Annotated in this window: 15 protein-coding genes; all 15 read right to left on the reverse strand. The window is 66.0% G+C overall.

The features are described 5' to 3' along the window. Positions 1–23: 23 nt before the first annotated feature. Positions 24–1157 carry an NAD(P)/FAD-dependent oxidoreductase gene (locus K3M67_RS19145; RefSeq protein ID WP_084438924.1) on the reverse strand — a complete coding sequence of 378 codons (1134 nt, stop codon included), beginning with the start codon at positions 1155–1157 and terminating at the stop codon, positions 24–26. Further along, positions 1154–2527, reverse strand: a complete 1374-nt coding sequence (locus K3M67_RS19150; protein WP_285833032.1) for an FAD/NAD(P)-dependent oxidoreductase — start codon at positions 2525–2527, stop codon at positions 1154–1156. Before K3M67_RS19150 ends, K3M67_RS19145 begins: the two co-directional genes overlap by 4 nt. Then, positions 2509–2814 (reverse strand): (2Fe-2S)-binding protein, encoded by a 306-nt coding sequence (locus K3M67_RS19155; RefSeq protein ID WP_066855182.1) that lies wholly within the window; start codon positions 2812–2814, stop codon positions 2509–2511. Before K3M67_RS19155 ends, K3M67_RS19150 begins: the two co-directional genes overlap by 19 nt. Further along, positions 2811–4622 carry an ABC transporter ATP-binding protein gene (locus tag K3M67_RS19160; protein WP_066855185.1) on the reverse strand — a complete coding sequence of 604 codons (1812 nt, stop codon included), beginning with the start codon at positions 4620–4622 and terminating at the stop codon, positions 2811–2813. Before K3M67_RS19160 ends, K3M67_RS19155 begins: the two co-directional genes overlap by 4 nt. Beyond that, on the reverse strand, positions 4619–5452 hold the full coding sequence (locus K3M67_RS19165) for an ABC transporter permease (RefSeq protein ID WP_285833033.1): 834 nt from the start codon (positions 5450–5452) through the stop codon (positions 4619–4621). The genes K3M67_RS19160 and K3M67_RS19165 overlap by 4 nt, the downstream gene beginning before the upstream one ends. Beyond that, positions 5449–6429, reverse strand: coding sequence for an ABC transporter permease (locus tag K3M67_RS19170; RefSeq protein WP_157102418.1), 981 nt, complete (start codon positions 6427–6429; stop codon positions 5449–5451). Before K3M67_RS19170 ends, K3M67_RS19165 begins: the two co-directional genes overlap by 4 nt. Beyond that, on the reverse strand, positions 6429–7970 hold the full coding sequence (locus tag K3M67_RS19175; protein ID WP_285833034.1) for an ABC transporter substrate-binding protein: 1542 nt from the start codon (positions 7968–7970) through the stop codon (positions 6429–6431). Before K3M67_RS19175 ends, K3M67_RS19170 begins: the two co-directional genes overlap by 1 nt. Further along, complete coding sequence (locus K3M67_RS19180) at positions 7970–9253, reverse strand: NAD(P)/FAD-dependent oxidoreductase (RefSeq protein ID WP_066855193.1); 1284 nt, start codon at positions 9251–9253, stop codon at positions 7970–7972. Before K3M67_RS19180 ends, K3M67_RS19175 begins: the two co-directional genes overlap by 1 nt. Positions 9254–9260: 7 nt before the next feature. Next, positions 9261–9929 carry a haloacid dehalogenase type II gene (locus K3M67_RS19185; RefSeq protein WP_066855195.1) on the reverse strand — a complete coding sequence of 223 codons (669 nt, stop codon included), beginning with the start codon at positions 9927–9929 and terminating at the stop codon, positions 9261–9263. 238 nt (positions 9930–10167) lie between these two features. Next, positions 10168–11094 (reverse strand): 2-hydroxyacid dehydrogenase, encoded by a 927-nt coding sequence (locus K3M67_RS19190; RefSeq protein ID WP_285833035.1) that lies wholly within the window; start codon positions 11092–11094, stop codon positions 10168–10170. After that, positions 11091–12131: a PepSY-associated TM helix domain-containing protein gene (locus K3M67_RS19195; protein ID WP_285833036.1), complete on the reverse strand. Its 1041-nt coding sequence runs from the start codon at positions 12129–12131 to the stop codon at positions 11091–11093. Before K3M67_RS19195 ends, K3M67_RS19190 begins: the two co-directional genes overlap by 4 nt. A 103-nt stretch (positions 12132–12234) precedes the next feature. After that, positions 12235–14382, reverse strand: a complete 2148-nt coding sequence (locus K3M67_RS19200) for a TonB-dependent siderophore receptor (protein ID WP_066855204.1) — start codon at positions 14380–14382, stop codon at positions 12235–12237. Between the two features lie 330 nt (positions 14383–14712). Next, positions 14713–15924, reverse strand: coding sequence for an acetyltransferase domain-containing protein (locus tag K3M67_RS19205; protein ID WP_084438925.1), 1212 nt, complete (start codon positions 15922–15924; stop codon positions 14713–14715). Positions 15925–15952: 28 nt separating this feature from the next. Then, on the reverse strand, positions 15953–16564 hold the full coding sequence (locus tag K3M67_RS19210; RefSeq protein ID WP_285833037.1) for a hypothetical protein: 612 nt from the start codon (positions 16562–16564) through the stop codon (positions 15953–15955). A gap of 1 nt (position 16565) precedes the next feature. Then, positions 16566–17294 (reverse strand): HupE/UreJ family protein, encoded by a 729-nt coding sequence (locus tag K3M67_RS19215; RefSeq protein ID WP_066855210.1) that lies wholly within the window; start codon positions 17292–17294, stop codon positions 16566–16568.

Consider the following 17294-nt stretch of genomic DNA (forward strand, 5'->3'; position numbering starts at 1 on the left):
CGGTAAAGCTGAATGGGTGCTGGTCAATCCACCGCAAATCGCGCGATCCTGTATGGCTCCATCGGAATATCCGTGGCGCCCTTCGCGATGATCTCCGCCATTGTCTCGCCCACGCCCGGCCCGATCTGGAAGCCCGATCCCGAAAAGCCGAAGGCGTAATAAAGGCCGCTGGTCGTCGCGCTCGGACCCATCACCGGCTGGCTGTCGGGCATATAGCCCTCGATGCCGGACCAGACGCGGATGATGTTGAGCTTTCCGAGTGCCGGCGCCAGACGCCGTATCTGCCTTAGCTGGCTCAGCGTGTTCTGCGGCTCGACATAGGCGCGATACTGGTCGGGGAAGGAGGGTCCGCGCGTACTGCCGCCCAGCACGATGTTGCCGCGCGCAACCTGGCGGAAATAGACCGTCTCCTCCTCCAGCGGCGTCATCACCCCGACCGCCGGGGGAATCGCATAGGGGACCGGCTCGGTGACGCTCATGTTCGGGCCGCGCGGCGTGATCGGCACCGGCTCGCCAAATTGCGAGGACAGCGCGTTGCCCCACGCCCCCGCGGTGATCAGCAGGATCGGCGCGCGGAACGTGCGTCCGTCCGCCGCCGTGACGATAAAGTCCTCGCCTATCTTCTGCGCGTCCACGATCTGCGTATTTTCATGGATCACAGCGCCCAGCCGCGCCGCCGCCCGCGCGAAAGCGGGCGCGGCCAGGCGCGGATTGGCATGGCCGTCCAGCGCCGAATAGGAGCCGGCCAGCACGTCGGGCCCGAAAAAGGGAAATTTGTCGCGCAGCGCATTGCCGCTCAGCAGTTCGAGGTCCAGCCCCTCCAGCCGCGCCTTGTCGGCATAATCCTCCATCGCGCCGACCAGTTCGGGCCGCTCGCGATAGCAGACGCGGATATGCCCCGACTGGAGATATTCGACATCCGCGCCCAGCAGCTCGCGCGACTTGCGCCAGATGGCGATGGCGCGGTTGGCGAGCGGCAGCTGATGGATCGGCCGTCCCTGCCGCCGGACATTGCCGAAATTGGTCCCGCTTGCCTGCCGCCCGATCAGGTCGGTCTCCAGCAGCGTGACAGACATTCCGTGTCCGCGCAGGAACAGCGCGGCCGATGATCCCATAAGTCCGCCACCTACGATGATGACGTCGCTCGCGCCGCTCACTTTTCGTCTCCGATGCCAATGCTGAGTGGCTTGACCGGCGCCTGTCCGCGCAGGCGGCCCACCTGCTCCACCGGGACGCTCGCTTCCGCCGCGATCAGCTCGGCCGCGGCAAGGCCGCAATAGCGGCCCTGGCACCGGCCCATGCCGACGCGGCTGAACGCCTTGGCCCGATTGGCTTCCTTGGCGCCCGTCTCGCGCATCACGGCACGCAGGTCGCCCGCCGTCACGCCCTCGCAACGGCACAGGATCGCCTCGTCGGGGAGTGCAGCGGCCTGGCTCGCAGGCCAGGGGAAGGCTTTGGCGAGGCCGCGCGCGAACTTCGCATAAGTGCCTACATCGCCGCGCAGGCTCGCCATCTCGCCCTTGTCCACCGGCAGGCCCAGATCCGCCAGCGCCGCCAGCGCCGCCAGCTTCCCGCTCGCCTCGGCCGATCGCGCGCCCAATATCTTCGCGCCATCGCCTGCCAGATAGACGCCCTCCACGCTCGCCCGTCCGTCGCCGTCGCGTTCCGGCAACCATTGCCGCGTGCCGGAATCGAAGGCGAAGGCGCAGCGGGCGAGATCGGCCAATTGCGTTTCGGGCCGCAGATGATAGCCCATCGCCACCGCGTCGCAGGCGATGCTCCGTTCCTTGCCAGCGCCGTTACGGAACCGCACGCCGCTCACGCCCGTATCGGACTCGCCAAGGATCTCGACCGGCGTCACGCCCAGATGCACGGCCACGCCCGCCTGTTTCAGCGCCTGGGTCAGCCTGACGCCGTTCCACAGCACCGACGGCACCGCCAGCAGGTCGGGCAACGCCTTGACCCGCGCCGAAAAGGGTGAGGTGTCCAGCACGGCGGCCACATCCGCACCCGCCTCCACATATTGGCTGGCGACCAGATAGAGCAGCGGCCCCGACCCCATGAACACCACGCGATGCCCGATCGACACCGCCTGGCTCTTGAGCGCGACCTGCGACCCGCCCAGGCTGTAGGTGCCCGCATAGTGCCAGCCCTTGACCGGCATCAGCCGGTCGGTCGCCCCGGTGCAGAGCAACAGCGCGTCGAAGGGCAATGCCTCCTGATCTGTCTGGTTCGCCGTCCACACATGCCGGTCGGCGATGTTCCAGACCAGCGTTTCGGGCCGATAGTCGATCTGCTCCCGGATCGCGTCGAATGTGCCATGCACTGCCTGCGCCCGGTCCGCCTCGGTGCCGTAGAGCTTCGCATAGGGCCGGGTGAAATGATCGGGCTGGCGGCGATAGATCTGCCCGCCGTCGCGCCGTCCTTCGTCTATGACCACCGGCCGCAGCCCCGCCGCGACGCAGGCTTGCGCCGCGCGCGTGCCGGCGGGACCGGCGCCGACGATGATTATGCGTGGCTGGGCCATGATGCCTCCGGCTGGCTGGTAACGATGCGCTGGCCGGGCGCCGCCAGCGTGGAGCAGGCACGCAGCCGCTCGCCCTTTTCGGTCCAGACCCAGCAATCCTGGCAGGCGCCCATCAGGCAGAAGCCGGCCCGCATTTCCGGCCCGAACTCGCTCTGGCGCAGCGTGCCGCCATTGGCGAGCAGGGCCACCATCAGCGTGTCGCCCTCCAGCGCCTCTACGGCTTGACCATCCACATGCAGGGTCACAGGCGGGCGGTCGGTTTCGCCCAGTCGAACGAACCGGCTCATGACGGACACAGGCTTTCTTCTCCAAGATGGCAGAGGATGCGGCTGCCCTTATCCAGGGGATGGCGGGGCGGCGGGGTGATGTTGCACAGGCCGTCCACCCGCGCGGCACAGCGGGGCAGGAAACGGCAGAGGTCGGGATGGTCCCCGGCCGCGCCGATCGGCGGCGGTCGGCGTCCGGCATGGCTTTCCTCCAGCCAGCCCGCCCGCATTTCCGGCACGGAGCCGATCAGCAGGTCGGTATAGGGGTGGAAAGGGGCCGTCTGGAAGGCGGCGCGTGGTCCCATCTCCACCATCGTGCCCGAATAGAGGACGAGGATGTCGTCGCAGATCGCCCGCACGGTCGAGATGTCGTGGCTGATGAACATCGTCGCGATGCCCAGTTCGCGCCGCAACTCCGCCATCAGGTCGAGGATCGCCGCACCCACGACGGTGTCCAGCGCCGACGTCACCTCGTCGCACAGGATCAGCTGCGGGTCCGCCGCCAGCGCCCGGGCCAGGTTGACGCGCTGCTTCTGCCCGCCCGACAATCCGCCGATGTTGCGGTCGATGAGGCTCGCGGGCAGGCGAATGAGGTCCAGCAGCTCCAGCACGCGCAAATGCGCGGCATTGCCCTTCAACCCATGGTAGAAGGCCAGCGGCCGCTCCAGAATTTGCCCTACGCTATGCGCGGGATTGAGCGCGGTATCGGCATTCTGGAATACCAGCTGCACGCGGCGGAACTGTTCACGACTGCGACCGGCCAGCCCTGGCGGCAGCGGTTCGCCGTCCAGCAGCACCTGCCCGCTCGCGGGCGGCAGCAGCCCGGCGATGACCCGCGCGATGGTCGACTTGCCCGACCCGGATTCGCCGATCACGCCCAGGGTCGCGCCCCGCTCGATCGTTAGGTTGATGTCGCGCAGTACCGGAATGCGCGGGCGGCCATCCTTGCCGATCTTGCCATAGCCTGCCGTCAGCCCCCGAATTTCCAGCAGCGGCGCGGCGGGCAGTTCGGCCTTGTCCGGCGCGGGCCGGATCGCCGGCCGCGCGGCGGCCATCAGCGTTTTCGTATAGTCGTCGGCGGGGCTGTGCAGGATTTGCGCCGCTGCGCCGGCCTCGCGGATGCGGCCCTGGCTCAGCACCACGATCTGGTCGGCCATCTGCGCCACGACCGCCAGGTCGTGGGAGACATAGACGGCGGTCGCGCCGCGCTCCAGCACCACCGCCTTGAAAGCGCGCAGCACCTCGATCTGGGTCGTCACGTCCAGCGCCGTTGTCGGCTCGTCCAATATGACCAGTTCGGGATCGGTGATCAGCGCCATCGCCGCCATCAGCCGCTGCAACTGCCCGCCCGACAACTGATGCGGATAGCGCGATCCGATCGTATCGGGGAAGGGAAGGGCGAGGGCGCGGAACAGGTCGACCGCCTTCGCTTCGGCCTGCTCGCGCGGCATCAGGTCGTGGATCAGCGCGGGCTCGATCACCTGGTCCATGATCGTGCGCGACGGGTTGAAGGCGGAGGCCGCGCTCTGGGCGATATAGGCGATGCGATTGCCACGCAGGCTCGCCAGTCCCCTGGCATCGAGCGTGCGGATATCTGAATCGCCCACGCGGATGGAGCCGCCCGCGATTCGAGCGCCCGGCCGGGCATGGCCCAGCAGCGTGAGGGCGATGGTCGTCTTGCCCGACCCCGATTCCCCGATCAGCGCCAGCACCTCGCCGCGCTTCAGGGCAAAATCGATGCCGCTGACGATCGGGAAGGTTTCGCCCTGCGCGTTGCGCGCGGTGACGGTCAGGCCCTTCACCTCGACATGAGGGGACGTCGCGTTCATCGGCCTTTCCCCTTGCCCGCAAAGCCGATCGCGTCGATCAGCAGGTTGACGCCCACGGTCAGCGTCGCGATCGCGACGGCCGGCGCCAATATCGCCAGCGCCCCTTCGCCCAGGCCCGAAATATTCTCGCGCACCAGCGATCCCAGGTCCGCTTCGGGCGGCTGGACGCCGAGGCCCAGGAAGCTGAGGCCTGACAGCAGCAGCACGATGAACACGAAGCGCAGGCCGAAATCGGCGAGCAGCGGGTGGATCATGTTGGGCAGGATTTCGGCGATGGCGATATGGAAACGGCCTTCGCCCCGCGCCTTCGCCACCTGCACATAGTCCATCTGCCCAAGGTTCACCGCCAGCGCGCGCGCGATGCGATAATTGCCCGGAACATAGGTGATCGCCGCGATGATCAGCAGCAGGGCGAGCGATGAGCCGAAGGCCGCCACCAGCACCAGCGAGAAGATCTTGGACGGGATCGAGATCAGCATGTCCATGAAGCGGGACAGCGGCTCATCCACCCTTGGCCCGCCCACGGCGGCGGTCAGGGCGAGCGCCGTGCCGGTCGCGCTCGCCAACATCGCGGCGGCGGCGGCCAGCGCGACCGTATAGCGCGCGCCCGACAAAAGGCGGCTCAGTACATCGCGCCCCAGATAGTCGCTGCCCAGCCAGTGCGCCGCCGACGACCCGTCGAACACGTCATAGGCGACGAAGGCGCCGACGGGGTAGGGGGCCAGCATCGGCCCGAACAGGGCGGCGAGCAGCCAGAAGAGGACCAGCGCCAGCCCGATCTTGCCCGACAGGGGAAGGGCTTTTGCCCTGGAGAGAGAGACAGCGATCATTGTGCGCGCAGCCTGGGGTTGGCGAGGATTGCGGTGACGTCCGCAATCAGCATCAGAATCAGATAGGCCGCGCAGAAGATCATGGCGCAGGCCTGGAGCAGCGGCATGTCGCGGCTGGTGACGGCATTGACCATCAGGCTGGCAAGCCCCGGATAGTTGAAGATGGTTTCCACGATCACGGCTCCGCCCAGCAGATAGGACAGGCTCAGCGCCATGGCGTTGACAATCGGCGCGATGGCGTTGGGCATGATGTGCTTCAGCACGATCCGCACCGGCGCTACGCCCTTCAACAGCGCCATTTCGACATAGGGCCGGTCCATTTGGTCGATCACCGCCGCCCGGGTCATCCGCGCCATTTGCGCGACCACGATGACGCACAGCGTCAGGATCGGCATGGCGACGCCGCGCAGATAGTCGCCCCAGCTCATGTCGTCGGACACCAGCGCGATGGAGGGCAGCCAGCGCAGCTTTACCGAGAAGATCAGGACCGCGATCGTGGCGACCAGGAATTCCGGCACCGCGACCATCGACAGCGTCGCGATATTGAGCGCCCGGTCGAGCCGTCCGCCGCGGTTCATCGCCGATCCGATGCCGATCGCGAGCGCGACCGGCACCGCGACCAGCGCCGTCAGCGCAGCCAGCAGCAGGCTGTTGGGCAGCCGTTCCGCTATCACCTCCGACACCGGCATATTGGCGACGAGCGACTGGCCCGGATCGCCGCCCACCATCCCCGTCAGCCAGCTGATGTAGCGGATCGGCGCGGGCCGATCGAGGCCCATTTCATGCCGCAGCGCGGCGACCTGTTCGGCGGTCGCACTCTGGCCCAGCGCTTCCTGCGCGGCGTCGCCCGGCAGCAACTGGGCGATGACGAAGATTGTCACCGATACCAGCAACAGGGTCAGCAGCGAGGATGCGAAACGCTTGCCGATCAGGACCAGCGCGGCCTTCAGGCCGCTGGAGGAGGGGGCGCCCGCCATCAGTCTTCCCACCATATATGCTCGGCGAACTGATAGCCCATCAGGCCGCCCAGCGGGACGGAATGCAGTCCCTTCAGCCGCCGGTCATAGCCGTCGAGCAGGCTGATGAAGACCGGGATGCTCGTGCCGCAATGATGATAGGCCAGCTCCTGCATCTCCCCGTACAGCTGCTTGCGCCGCCCCTGGTCGGCTTCGCCCCGCGCTTCCAGCAGCAGCCGGTCGAAACGGGGATTATTCCATCCGCTCTCGTTCCAGGGCGCGTCGGATTTGTAGAACAGGCTGAACAGCAGGTCGGCGGTCGGGCGCGGGTTGGTGTTGCCGAACCCCATCGGGTGCTTCATCCAGTGGGTAGACCAGTAACCGTCGCCCGGCACCCGGTTCACGGCCAGCTTCAGCCCGACCCGCGCGCCATATTCCTGCAAGATCGACGCCATGTCGACCGACCCGTCCGCCGCCGGAGAGGCATAGACCGGCAGCCGCACGCCGGTCAGCCCCGCGCGCTGCAAATGCCAGCGCGCCTTGTCCAGGTCGAGCGCGCGCTGCGGCAGGTCGGTGCGATAATAGGGATGAAAGGGCGGGATCGGATGATCGTTGGCGATCGTAGCATAGCCGCGATAGAGCGCCCGCTTGATGAGCGGCCGGTCGAACAGATATTTCATCGCCGCGACGAAATGCGGATTGCCGGTCGGCTGCTGGTCCTGCCGCATGATGAGGTTGGTGTAGAGGCCCGACTGCGTTTCCAGAAGGCCGTGCCTGCGCGATGCCATGACCCGCCTGGTTGATCGCGGGTTGATCGCGATGACCAGATGGACGTCGCCCGACAACAGCGCGTTGACGCGGCTGACTTCGTCGGGAATGCCGATCAGCTCGATCTCGTCCAGCCAGGCCTTGCCCGGTTTCCAGTAGTCCGGATTGCGGCGCACCAGCGTCCGCACGCCGGGGCGGAACTGCGTGACCATATAGGGACCGGTGCCGTTGGCGGTCCGGAAATCCTTGGTGCCGGCGCGCAGGATCAGGAAATGCGACTGGGCCAGTATGGCGGGCAGGTCGGCATTGGGACCGGTCAGCCGGATGACGACGTCCAGCGGACCTGCGGCCTTCACCTGTGCGAACTGTTCGGCGATGGTCGCCATCTTGGACCCGATGGCCGCGTCCTTGTGCCGCAGCAGCGACCAGACCACGTCCTGGCTCGTCAGCGTCGCGCCGTCATGGAAGGTCACGCCCCTGCGCAGGCGGACATGCCAGACGATCTGGTCGTCGCTGACGATCCGCTCGGCCAGTGCGGGCCGGGCGATGAGGTCCGCGCCCATGACCGTCAGCCCGCTATAGAGCATGTAATGGCGCACATAGTCGGTCGACAATGCGCCCTTGGCCGGGTCGAGCGTGTCCGCCGTCGAGCTGGACAAGCCGGCGACGCGGATGCGTCCGCCCCGGCGCGGCTTGCTGGCGGCCAGCGCGGCGTCGGGCAGCAGCAGCCCGGCGCCCAGGCCCAAACCTGCGCCGATCAGCCCGCGACGGGAAAGGGAGGCCATCTCGTCCATCAGTGGATCATATCCTGCCATTTGTACCACAGGCCGACGAAGGGGAGGAACCAGGGCTTGCCGAAATGGCCGGGCACGCTCGGCCAGTCGAGGCCGGCCCAGGGATTGGCGCCTGTGTCGCCGCTCATCACCCGCGCCATCGCCTGGCCCATATAGGTCGCCATCTGCACGCCATGGCCGCTATAGCCCATGGAATAGAATATCCCGTCCTGCTCGCCCGCGCGTGGCAGGCGGTCGGCGGTCAGGTCGACCATCCCGCCCCAGACATGGTCCACGCCCACGCCCTTGAGCGCCGGGAAGATGTCGCCCATGGTCTGGATGAGGATGCGCCCGCTCTTCATGTCGGACCGGGGGTCGCTGATCGCGAAACGCGCCCGCCCGCCGAAGATCAGCCGGTCGTCGGCGGTCAGGCGGAAATAATTGCCGATATTCTTGCTGGTCACATAGTTGCGCCGATGCGGCAGCAATCGGGCGATCAGCGCGGCGTCCAGCGGCTCGGTGGCGATCACGAAACTGCCGACCGACACGATCCGCCGCCGGAAGAAGCCGAAGGGCGCGGCGGCAGGCGCGCCTCCGGTCGCGACCAGTATCTGCGATGCGGTGACCTTCCCCTTGGGCGTTGTCACCCGCCAGCCGCCGGGCAGCCGGTCCATCCCGCTTACCTCGGCCTGTTCGAAAATCCGTGCGCCGGCGCGGGCCGCCGCCTCGGCCAGGCCGATAGCGAAACGGCCGGGATGCAGCTGCGCGCTGGTCGTCTGGATCAGCGCGCCATGGAAGGCGTCCGATCCCACTTCCTCGGCCATGCGTTCGGGCGGCACCAGCCGGACATTCTCGTCCACCTCGGCCGCCAGCAGGTCGTGTGCGCGGACCAGCTTCTCATAATGCTGGGGCTTGGCCGCCAGCTTCACCCGGCCGCACCGGCGGAAGGCGCAGTCTATGCCCTCCTCCAGCACGATCCGTTCAACCAGATCGACCGCGTCGCAATGGGCGCGGTAATAGGCCTTGGCGATGTCCTTGCCGAACCGGGCGGACAGCGCCCCATAGTCATGCGCCGTGCCATTATTGCACTGGCCGCCATTGCGTCCCGATGCCTCTCCGGCCACCCGCCCCTGCTCCAGCAGCATGACGCTGGCGCCCTGTCTGGCGAGCGCCAGCGCCGCCGAAAGCCCGGTGAAGCCGCCGCCGATGATGGCGACGTCCACCTTGCCCTCGACCGCGCCCCTGGCCCCGCCGGTGAAGGCGGGGGCGCTTGCCAGCCAGTAGGAGAGGGGGGAGACCGTCATTGCGATCCTACAGGCCCACCACCGCCGGAAGCGCGCCGATATGGGGGATTTCGACATCGCGATAGAAGGCGTTGGACGGTTCATGGCCGCGCCCCACGAATACGCGGCAGCCGAAATGCAGGTCGGTGGCGGTGTTCTGGTCGTAGCGGAAGCTGGACGAGACGTGCATCATCTCTTCCGGCTTCGCGCCCAGCTGGTCGAACATATATTCGAACGCCTGCATACGGGGCTTGTAGGCCTGCGCCATCTGCGCGGTATAGACCGCGTGGAACGGCGCGCCCAGCATCGCGACATTATGGTGGATCTGGTCGTTCATCGCGTTGGAGAGGATGACGAGCGGGATCTTGTCGCCGATCTTGCCCAGGCCGCCCGGCACATCGTCATGCGGACCCCAGGTCGGCACTGCGTTGTAGACCGCGTCGGCGTCCGCCTCGCGATATTCCACCCCCCAGCGCTTGCAGGTGCGCGCGAGCGAATTGCGGATGATCTCCTGATAGGGTTCCCACGGGCCGAGCACCTGGTCCAGGCGATAGGCGCCCCAATCCTTGCAGAATGCGGGCAGGTCTTCCGCCGCGATGCGATCGGCCATGAAGGCGGTCGCCATCTCGGTCATGCGGAAACGGGTCAGCGTACCATAGCAGTCGAAGCTGATATATTTGGGCCGGAAATTGGGCATCGGCGGAGCGTCCTTTGCGGGTTCTACGGTTGGCTTGGGAAGCCGTTTGACAGCAGCATTACGACATGGCGGAGCCGGAACATGCGCCCGATATCTTCGGGTGGGGACGCAGATTCACGGCTTTATCGCGATCCTTTCGGCATAGTTTGCCGCGCTCCTGCGAAGGCGGCAATCGGGTCGTTCGGGCATCTGCCGGACAGGCGATCGGGGGAGCAGGGCGGCATGGAATGTCGCCCGTTCAATAGCCCCGGCCACGCACGACTTCGCCCTCGATCGGCGCGCCTGCCTGATGACGGCGAATGTTGGCGATCAGCGCGCGTGCGGCGCTGTCTGCGCGGGTCATGCTGGCGACATGAGGCGTCAGGATGATGCGCGGATGCGCCCAGAAGGGGTGATCGGCGGGCAGCGGCTCGGGGTCGGTCACGTCCAGGACGGCGCCGGAAAGATGCGCCTCGTCGAGCAACGACAGCAGATCCTGCTCCACCAGATGCCCGCCCCGTCCGACATTGACGAGGGCCGCGCCGCGCGGCAGCAGCGACAGGGTCTTCCGGCACAAAATGCCGCGCGTCTCGTCGGTCAGCGGCAGCAGGCAGATGAGAATGTCGCAGGCCGCCAGGAAATCGGGCAGCGCCGCCTCCCCGGCATGGCAGGTCACGCCTTCCATGGCGCGCGGCGACCGGCTCCATCCCGACAGGGGAAAGCCGAACGGCGCTAGCGCCTTCAGCACTGCCTGACCCAGATTGCCCAGCCCCATGACGCCGATCCGCCGTTCGCCTGCGGATTTGAGCTTGATGGGCGCCCAGCGCGCGTCTTTCTGCGCCTCCCGATAGTCGATCAGGTTCCGGTGCAGCGCCAGCGCCGCCATCGTCGCATATTCGACCATGCCGGCGGCGATGCCCGGCTCGATCATGCGGACGACGCGGATATGCGGCGGCAGGGCGTTCATGTCGAACTGGTCGATGCCGGCGCCGATCGAAAACAGGATTTCCAGATTGGGCAGCCCGGCGATCAGCGCGGCCGACGGCGCCCAGGCCGCCAGATAGCGGATCGTCGCGGGATCATGCGGCTGCGACGCATCGAAAAAGCCGATGTCGCGCGCCTCTGCCGCGAAAATCTCGCGCCAGATGCGGCCGCGTTCGGGATCGGATGTGTAGAGCAGGGTCATGCAGTTACCTTTCGGGTGGGGCGGCGGCGCTGCCGGGCGGCGTGCCACCACATGATCGGGCCGGACACAGCCAGCGCCGCGAGGATGATGGCGACGGCCAGCAGCAGCACCGGCCCGACCGGCGCGATGATGTCGCCCGCATGGATCGGCAGGACGGTCATCCACAATGCGCCGCTCTGTTCGGCGCGGGTCGCGCTGACGATATGGGGCTGCGCGATCGTCACGACCGCGCGATGCACCGCGCGGGCGTTGCGCTCGGGCGCGTGGAAATTGACGATCAAGCGGTCGCCGTCGATCCGCAGGTCGCGCAGGCTGTGATCGGGAAAGGCGGTCTGCGCCAGCATCAGGCTGCGGTCGATCGCGGCTGCGGACGTGGCGACGGCTGTCGGCGCCGGGCTGTCACCGGCCAGTTCGGGCACGATCAGCAGCATCCCGGTGCCGGCAAGGACGATCAGGAAGGCGGCGGCCACGACGCCCACCGTGCGATGCGCCTGCCGCAGCACCATTCGCGGCGCGAGCGTCCAGCGGATGCCGAGCGCCTTGATGATATTGCGCTTGGGCCACCAGAAGCGGAGGCCGCTGACGGCCATGACAAGCAACGCCAGCGCATTGAGCGCGACGACCACCATGCCCGCCTTGCCCGCCATCAGCCGATGATGGATCTGCAACGCCGCCTCGACCGGGAAGGCGGACAGGCCGCCCGCGCGTCGGACTCCGCCACCCGCCGGATCGATGGAGGCGTAGCGGGTGCGGCCCTCGCCATCGCCCAACTGGGCGAACCAGGTGGCATTGTCCGTGTCCGGCGCGAACAGCCGGGTGACATGATGGCCGGGCTGGAAGCGCGCGGCCTGCGCGGCGGCCTCGCCGGCTGATATGGCCGGTCCCCGCGCCTGGCTGGTCATGCCGGCCGGATCGATCATCCGTGCAACCGGCCCGCGATAGAGCAGCAGCGCCCCCGTCAATGCCTGGACGAGCAGGAAGGCCGCCATGGCGAGGCCCGTAAGCCGGTGGATGCGAAGCCATTGCGCGCGGGTCATGATGCGCCTCTTGTCGTCAAAAGAAAAAGGCCGCCGACGTTCCCGAGCTTGGAGGGGGGAACGCCGGCGGCCCGTCGGGACACGCAGTCCCGACGATGCTGCATCAGAAGTCGAAGCTGGCGCGGACCGTGAACGACCGCGGCGTGCCCGGCTGGATCCACAGCGCCGCGTAGGAGCTGGCATAATATTTCTTGTTGAACACATTGTTCACATCGGCCGACAGCTTGATCTGGTCGGTGATGTTGAACGACCCCAGCACCTTGGCGATGGTGTAGCTGGGCAGGAAGAAGGTCGTTGCGGTTTCGCCCAGGCGACGGCCGACATGCGTTACCCCAGCGCCCAGCATCGCTTCATGATCGCCGATCGAGAAATTCTTGAACAGCAGGGCGTTGCCCTGATGCTTGGGAATGTTGATCAGCGGATCGCCCTTCAGGATCTGGAAACCGAAATTGGGGTCCAGCGCGTTCGTCGCCCATTCGGCGTCGGTATAGGCATAGGTCAGGAAGAGTTCGAATCCGGCCGGCAGCTTGGCGTTGAGGTCGAACTCGATGCCCTTGCTCTTGGCTGACCCGACCGGCTTGGAAAAGCCCGCATTGGCCGGGTCGGTGGTCAGCACATTGTCCTTCTTCATCTTGTAGAGCGACACGGTGCTGGTGATCCGGCCATCGGGCGTCACGAACTTGGCGCCGACTTCGTAGGATTCGCTGATTTCCGGCTCGAACGGCTGGCCATCGAAGCCCACGCCGCTGTTCGGGCGGAAACCCTTGCCATAGCTGGCATAGAGCGAAACGCTCTTTGTCGGCTCGAACACCATGCCTGCCATCGGGCTGAACTTGGTGTAGCTCTTCTGCGGGTTGGTGCCGTTCAGGCGCAGGTCGATGTCCTGGCTGAAATCGTCATAGCGCCCGCCGAAGCGCACCTTGAACTGCTCGGTGATCTCGATCTGGTCCTGGGCGTAGATGCCCCAGGCCTTCTGGATTTCGGTGGCGTTCTGGATGACGACATTGGGCGTGGGGCCGACGATCGTATAGTCGGGATTGAAGATGTCGATCGCATAGGACTGATCGGCCGCCACGGGGCGATAACGGGTCTGGAAGGTCTTGATCTTGAACTTGTCCCAGTCCGCGCCGATGCGGATATTGTGGACGATCGACCCGGTCTCCACCTTGCCGCTGATTTCGCCACGGAACACCATATGGGTGGTGCTGTAGTCGCGATAGCGGCGCTGGCGGGTCAGGGTCCGGCCGTCATTGTCGATCCGCTGGCGGCTCAGAACCAGTTCGGGATCGCTCGAAAAGCCCTCGAACGTCGTGTCCTTGTAGCCTGCGCCCAGCATCAGCGTCCAGTCGTCGCTGAAATCATGCTGATATTGCGCCTGATGGCCCAGCACCTCGACCTTGGTCGGGCCGTCACTGGGATTGCCCAGGAAGCGGCTGTTGGGGATCGCGCCCAGATTATAGCTGATCGTGCCATTGGCGTTGACGGTCGGGATCGCCACCACGCCGCGCTCGAACGGCACTTCCTGGTTCACATATTCCATCTCGTAGGTGAAGATGTCCTTCTCGGTCAGCTTCGCCAGGAAGGACGGGGTCAGCGTATATTTGCGTGTTTCCACGGTGTCGCGGAAGCTTTCGGCATCCTCGAACGATCCGTTGAGGCGCACCGCGACGCTGTCGCTCAGCGGCAGATTATAGTCGCCTTCGACCCGGTAGGTGTCCCACCGGCCGGCCGAAACGGAGAAGCTGCCACCTTCCTTGAAGGTCGGCTTCTTGGTGACGATGTTGATCGTGCCGCCCGGCTCGCCGCGCCCGAACAGCGCCGAGTTCGGCCCTTTGAGCACTTCGATCCGCTCGACGTTGGACGCATCGCGCGGACCGCCATAGCCGCGGCCGCCATTGAAGCCGTTGACCAGGAAGCCGCTCGGGAAATTCTCGTCCCCGGCAAAGCCGCGGATCGCGAAGCTATCCCACAGGCCGCCGAAATTATTCTGCCGCGACACGCCGCTCGCCAGTTCCAGCGCGGTGTCGAGCCGGGTGATGTTGAGGTCGTCGAGCAGCTTGCCTTCCAGGAACTGGACCGCCTGGGGGATTTCCTTGACCGGGGTGTCGCCGAAATATTGGCGCTTCAGGCCGGTGACGACGATTTCGCCATCGGGCGTGGCGGCAGGCTCCTGAGCCTGGGCCGCGGACGACAGGGCGATGGCGGCAGTGCTGGCGATGAAGGCCAGGCGTAGGGTGGATGAAGTGCGCATGATGCTGTAACCCCTTATGAAATCGCTGTTCCCTTATGTCCTGCGAAACGGGGGGCCGGCTTGTTCTGTTATTCCCGCGCGGACATTGAGTCCTGTCATCGGGGCCGGGCCATTGGGTGTTCATTCACCTCTTCTTGACGTCGAGGCTATGTTGAATGACGGAAATATTACGTCAAACATGGCCTTTGCGACGGTGCATAATTGTGAATCAGGCGGCGTTACGGCAGGAAAATGCCGCGACCCGGCAAGGGTTTGAAAAGCCCGGAAAAGTGGGAAAAATGGCCGCCTTCCGGGTAGGGAAGGCGGCCGAGGCGACCCGACGCAGGACCGTCAGAGATATTTGAGCCACCATATGTCCTTGCGGCGCTGCTTGAGCTGCGCGAACCAGCGGGTGGGGAAGTAGAGGACGGGGATCAGGATGAAGACCCAGATCCACACCCAGCGCAGCTGATCGACGCCGAAAACCGTGCCCTTGGTCGGACCGTAGAGCAGCAGCGCGACATTGTAGATCAGCTTCAGCACGTAGAGGTGAAGCACATAATAGAACATCGGCGCCCCGCCCAGCAGCGCCAGGTGCGGCATCGCCTTGCTGTCCTCGAACTTCTCAAACAGCGCCAGCAGCAGGCAGCCGGTGCCGACGGTCGGCATCAGGAACAGCAGCGATGGCGGATATTTGGTGAGCGCGAGGAAACTCATCACCGTGCGCAGCGGCGAGTCGGCGACGAACCAGGGCTTGTCGCCATAAATGTTGAGATAGCGGATGGCGACGAAGCCGATGACAAGGCCGAGGCCCAGCATCGTCAGCCGCCTGATGCGCCGGACCGGGTCGCTGCCGCGCGCGAACCACGGGCCGCAGGCATAACCCAGCAGGATCACGCCGATCCAGGGCAGCACCGGATAGGTGGTCTTGATCGCGATGCCGCCAGCCTCGATCAGTGACCGCTGGTGCAGGATCGCCCAGGCGACATAGCCCGGCTGGTCCGCCGTCAGCCTGATGGGGTCGAGCAGATTGTGCAGGCAGACGATGGCCAGGCCCACCGCGAACTGCGCGGGGCGGGGCAAATGGAGCAGCGCCGCCAAGGCGACCATGCTGATGCCGATCGCCCAGATCACCTGCAACCAGATCGCCGTCGGCGGGAAGGCGGGCGCCTGGGTGGGCCAGGCATAGCCGACCACGGTGAATTCCAGCACGATCAGGAACAGGCCGCGCTTGAACAGGAATTCCGACACCTGCGCCTTCGTATGCGACTGGCCGTAGAGCCAGGCCGACAGACCCGTCAGCGCGACAAAGGTCGGCGCGCAGAAGGTTGAGAGCAGCCGGGTGAAGAACAGGCCCGGATCGGTCGTGGTGGCGTCGACCGGGTCGGTGACCTGCAAATGCAGATACCATGTCTCGCGCACATGATCGACCAGCATGAACAGCATGACCAGGCCACGCAGGGCGTCGATGGCGATCAGCCGGGTCCTGGCCTTGGCGGCGTCGATCGGAGATGCTGCGGCCCGAAGGCCGATGGGGGGCGCGTGGCCCGCAATACTGCTCATGGCACCTGTCCTTGTTGCACCTTATCCCTCATTCGCCCTTGGGCTGGAAGAGATCTTTATAGAAACCGACCGTCCTGACGCTGACGGTCACGGGCGTGTCGCCCTTGTTGCGGAAATACCAGCCATGGGTGCCGTCGAAGGGGGCGGTGAAATCGCCCTGGCCGCCGGTCATTTCCAGTTCTTTCCAATAGTCGGTAAATTCGCCCTCGGCGGCATTGACCTTCTCGCCGTGCATTTCGGCCTTCACCGGCCCACCGGTCGATTTCCAGCTGAAGACGAAGCTGTCGCCCTTGGTCATGTGCGCCTTCACTTCCTGGCCGCTATGCGGCTCCAGGGTGATGGTCATCTCGTCCTGCCGCCACGGGGCGGCCTTGCTGATGCTGTCCTTGGTCGGCGTCGCGATCCCGGCCGGGGTGGCGGATGGGGCGACGGGGGCGGCCTCGGCTTCGGGGCCCGCAACCATTCCGTTGAGGCCCAGCGCGCCGCCGACGCCGGTCGGGTCGACGCCATATTCCGCGGGCAGCACGAACAGGGTCAGGATCGCGACAGCGGCCAGCGCGGCCCCGCCGGTCGCCTTGGCGAGGGCGGCGGGGGAAGGGCTGATGCGGGTGGGAAGCGCGGATGCAGTGGTGGCCGTCATGTCATGCCCCTTGTGTGAAATAGCCGGCCAGCTGGTAGCCGATCAGGACGAAGCCGGCGGCCATCAGCGCCGCGTTGGCGACGATGGCGCTGCGGTGGAAGCTGGAACTCATGCGCCACAGGTTCATGAGGATCAGGATGATCGCCAGCGCCATGAACTGGCCCAGTTCGACGCCGACATTGAAGCTGATGAGATTGTATATCATTCCGTCCTTCGCCAGTGTCAACTCCTGCAATTTGGTGGCGAGGCCGAACCCGTGGAAAAAGCCGAAGATCAGCACCGCCGCCTTGGGATCGGGTGAAAAACCGAACCAGGTGCGGAACCCGTCCAGATTGTCGATCGCCTTGTAGACCACCGACAGGCCGATGATCGCGTCGATCAGGAACGGGTTGGCGCGGATGTCGAGCAGCACGCCCAGCAGCAGAGTGGTGCTGTGTCCGATCGCGAACAGCGTCACATAGGCGCCGACATCCTTCATCCGATAGAGGAAGAAGATAACCCCGGCGAGGAAGAGCAGATGGTCGTATCCGGTGACCATATGCTTGGCCCCCAGATACATGTAGGGGATGATGTTGATCCCCGACGCGCCTTCGATGAAGGCCTTGTCATTCTCGTTGACGCCATGTGCCCAGAGCGACGAACTCAGGCAGGCGAGCGCCAGCCCCGCCAGCAGCAGCGCGACCCGCCGCACGCCTGGAGAGAGGAGCGGTGGGTGGGTCGCGCTGTGCAT

The sequence above is a fragment of the Sphingobium sp. V4 genome (assembly GCF_029590555.1).
GTDB lineage: Bacteria > Pseudomonadota > Alphaproteobacteria > Sphingomonadales > Sphingomonadaceae > Sphingobium.

Bases quoted from the DNA above. Each gene is read 5' to 3' on its own strand.
- K3M67_RS19180 (WP_066855193.1), bottom strand. From the start codon at position 9,253: ATGACGGTCTCCCCCCTCTCCTACTGGCTGGCAAGCGCCCCCGCCTTC.
- K3M67_RS19150 (WP_285833032.1), bottom strand. From the start codon at position 2,527: ATGGCCCAGCCACGCATAATCATCGTCGGCGCCGGTCCCGCCGGCACG.
- K3M67_RS19160 (WP_066855185.1), bottom strand. From the start codon at position 4,622: ATGAACGCGACGTCCCCTCATGTCGAGGTGAAGGGCCTGACCGTCACC.
- K3M67_RS19210 (WP_285833037.1), bottom strand. From the start codon at position 16,564: ATGACGGCCACCACTGCATCCGCGCTTCCCACCCGCATCAGCCCTTCC.
- K3M67_RS19185 (WP_066855195.1), bottom strand. From the start codon at position 9,929: ATGCCCAATTTCCGGCCCAAATATATCAGCTTCGACTGCTATGGTACG.
- K3M67_RS19170 (WP_157102418.1), bottom strand. From the start codon at position 6,429: ATGGCGGGCGCCCCCTCCTCCAGCGGCCTGAAGGCCGCGCTGGTCCTG.
- K3M67_RS19175 (WP_285833034.1), bottom strand. From the start codon at position 7,970: ATGGACGAGATGGCCTCCCTTTCCCGTCGCGGGCTGATCGGCGCAGGT.
- K3M67_RS19155 (WP_066855182.1), bottom strand. From the start codon at position 2,814: ATGAGCCGGTTCGTTCGACTGGGCGAAACCGACCGCCCGCCTGTGACC.
- K3M67_RS19190 (WP_285833035.1), bottom strand. From the start codon at position 11,094: ATGACCCTGCTCTACACATCCGATCCCGAACGCGGCCGCATCTGGCGC.
- K3M67_RS19165 (WP_285833033.1), bottom strand. From the start codon at position 5,452: ATGATCGCTGTCTCTCTCTCCAGGGCAAAAGCCCTTCCCCTGTCGGGC.
- K3M67_RS19215 (WP_066855210.1), bottom strand. From the start codon at position 17,294: ATGCACAGCGCGACCCACCCACCGCTCCTCTCTCCAGGCGTGCGGCGG.
- K3M67_RS19205 (WP_084438925.1), bottom strand. From the start codon at position 15,924: ATGAGCAGTATTGCGGGCCACGCGCCCCCCATCGGCCTTCGGGCCGCA.
- K3M67_RS19195 (WP_285833036.1), bottom strand. From the start codon at position 12,131: ATGACCCGCGCGCAATGGCTTCGCATCCACCGGCTTACGGGCCTCGCC.
- K3M67_RS19200 (WP_066855204.1), bottom strand. From the start codon at position 14,382: ATGCGCACTTCATCCACCCTACGCCTGGCCTTCATCGCCAGCACTGCC.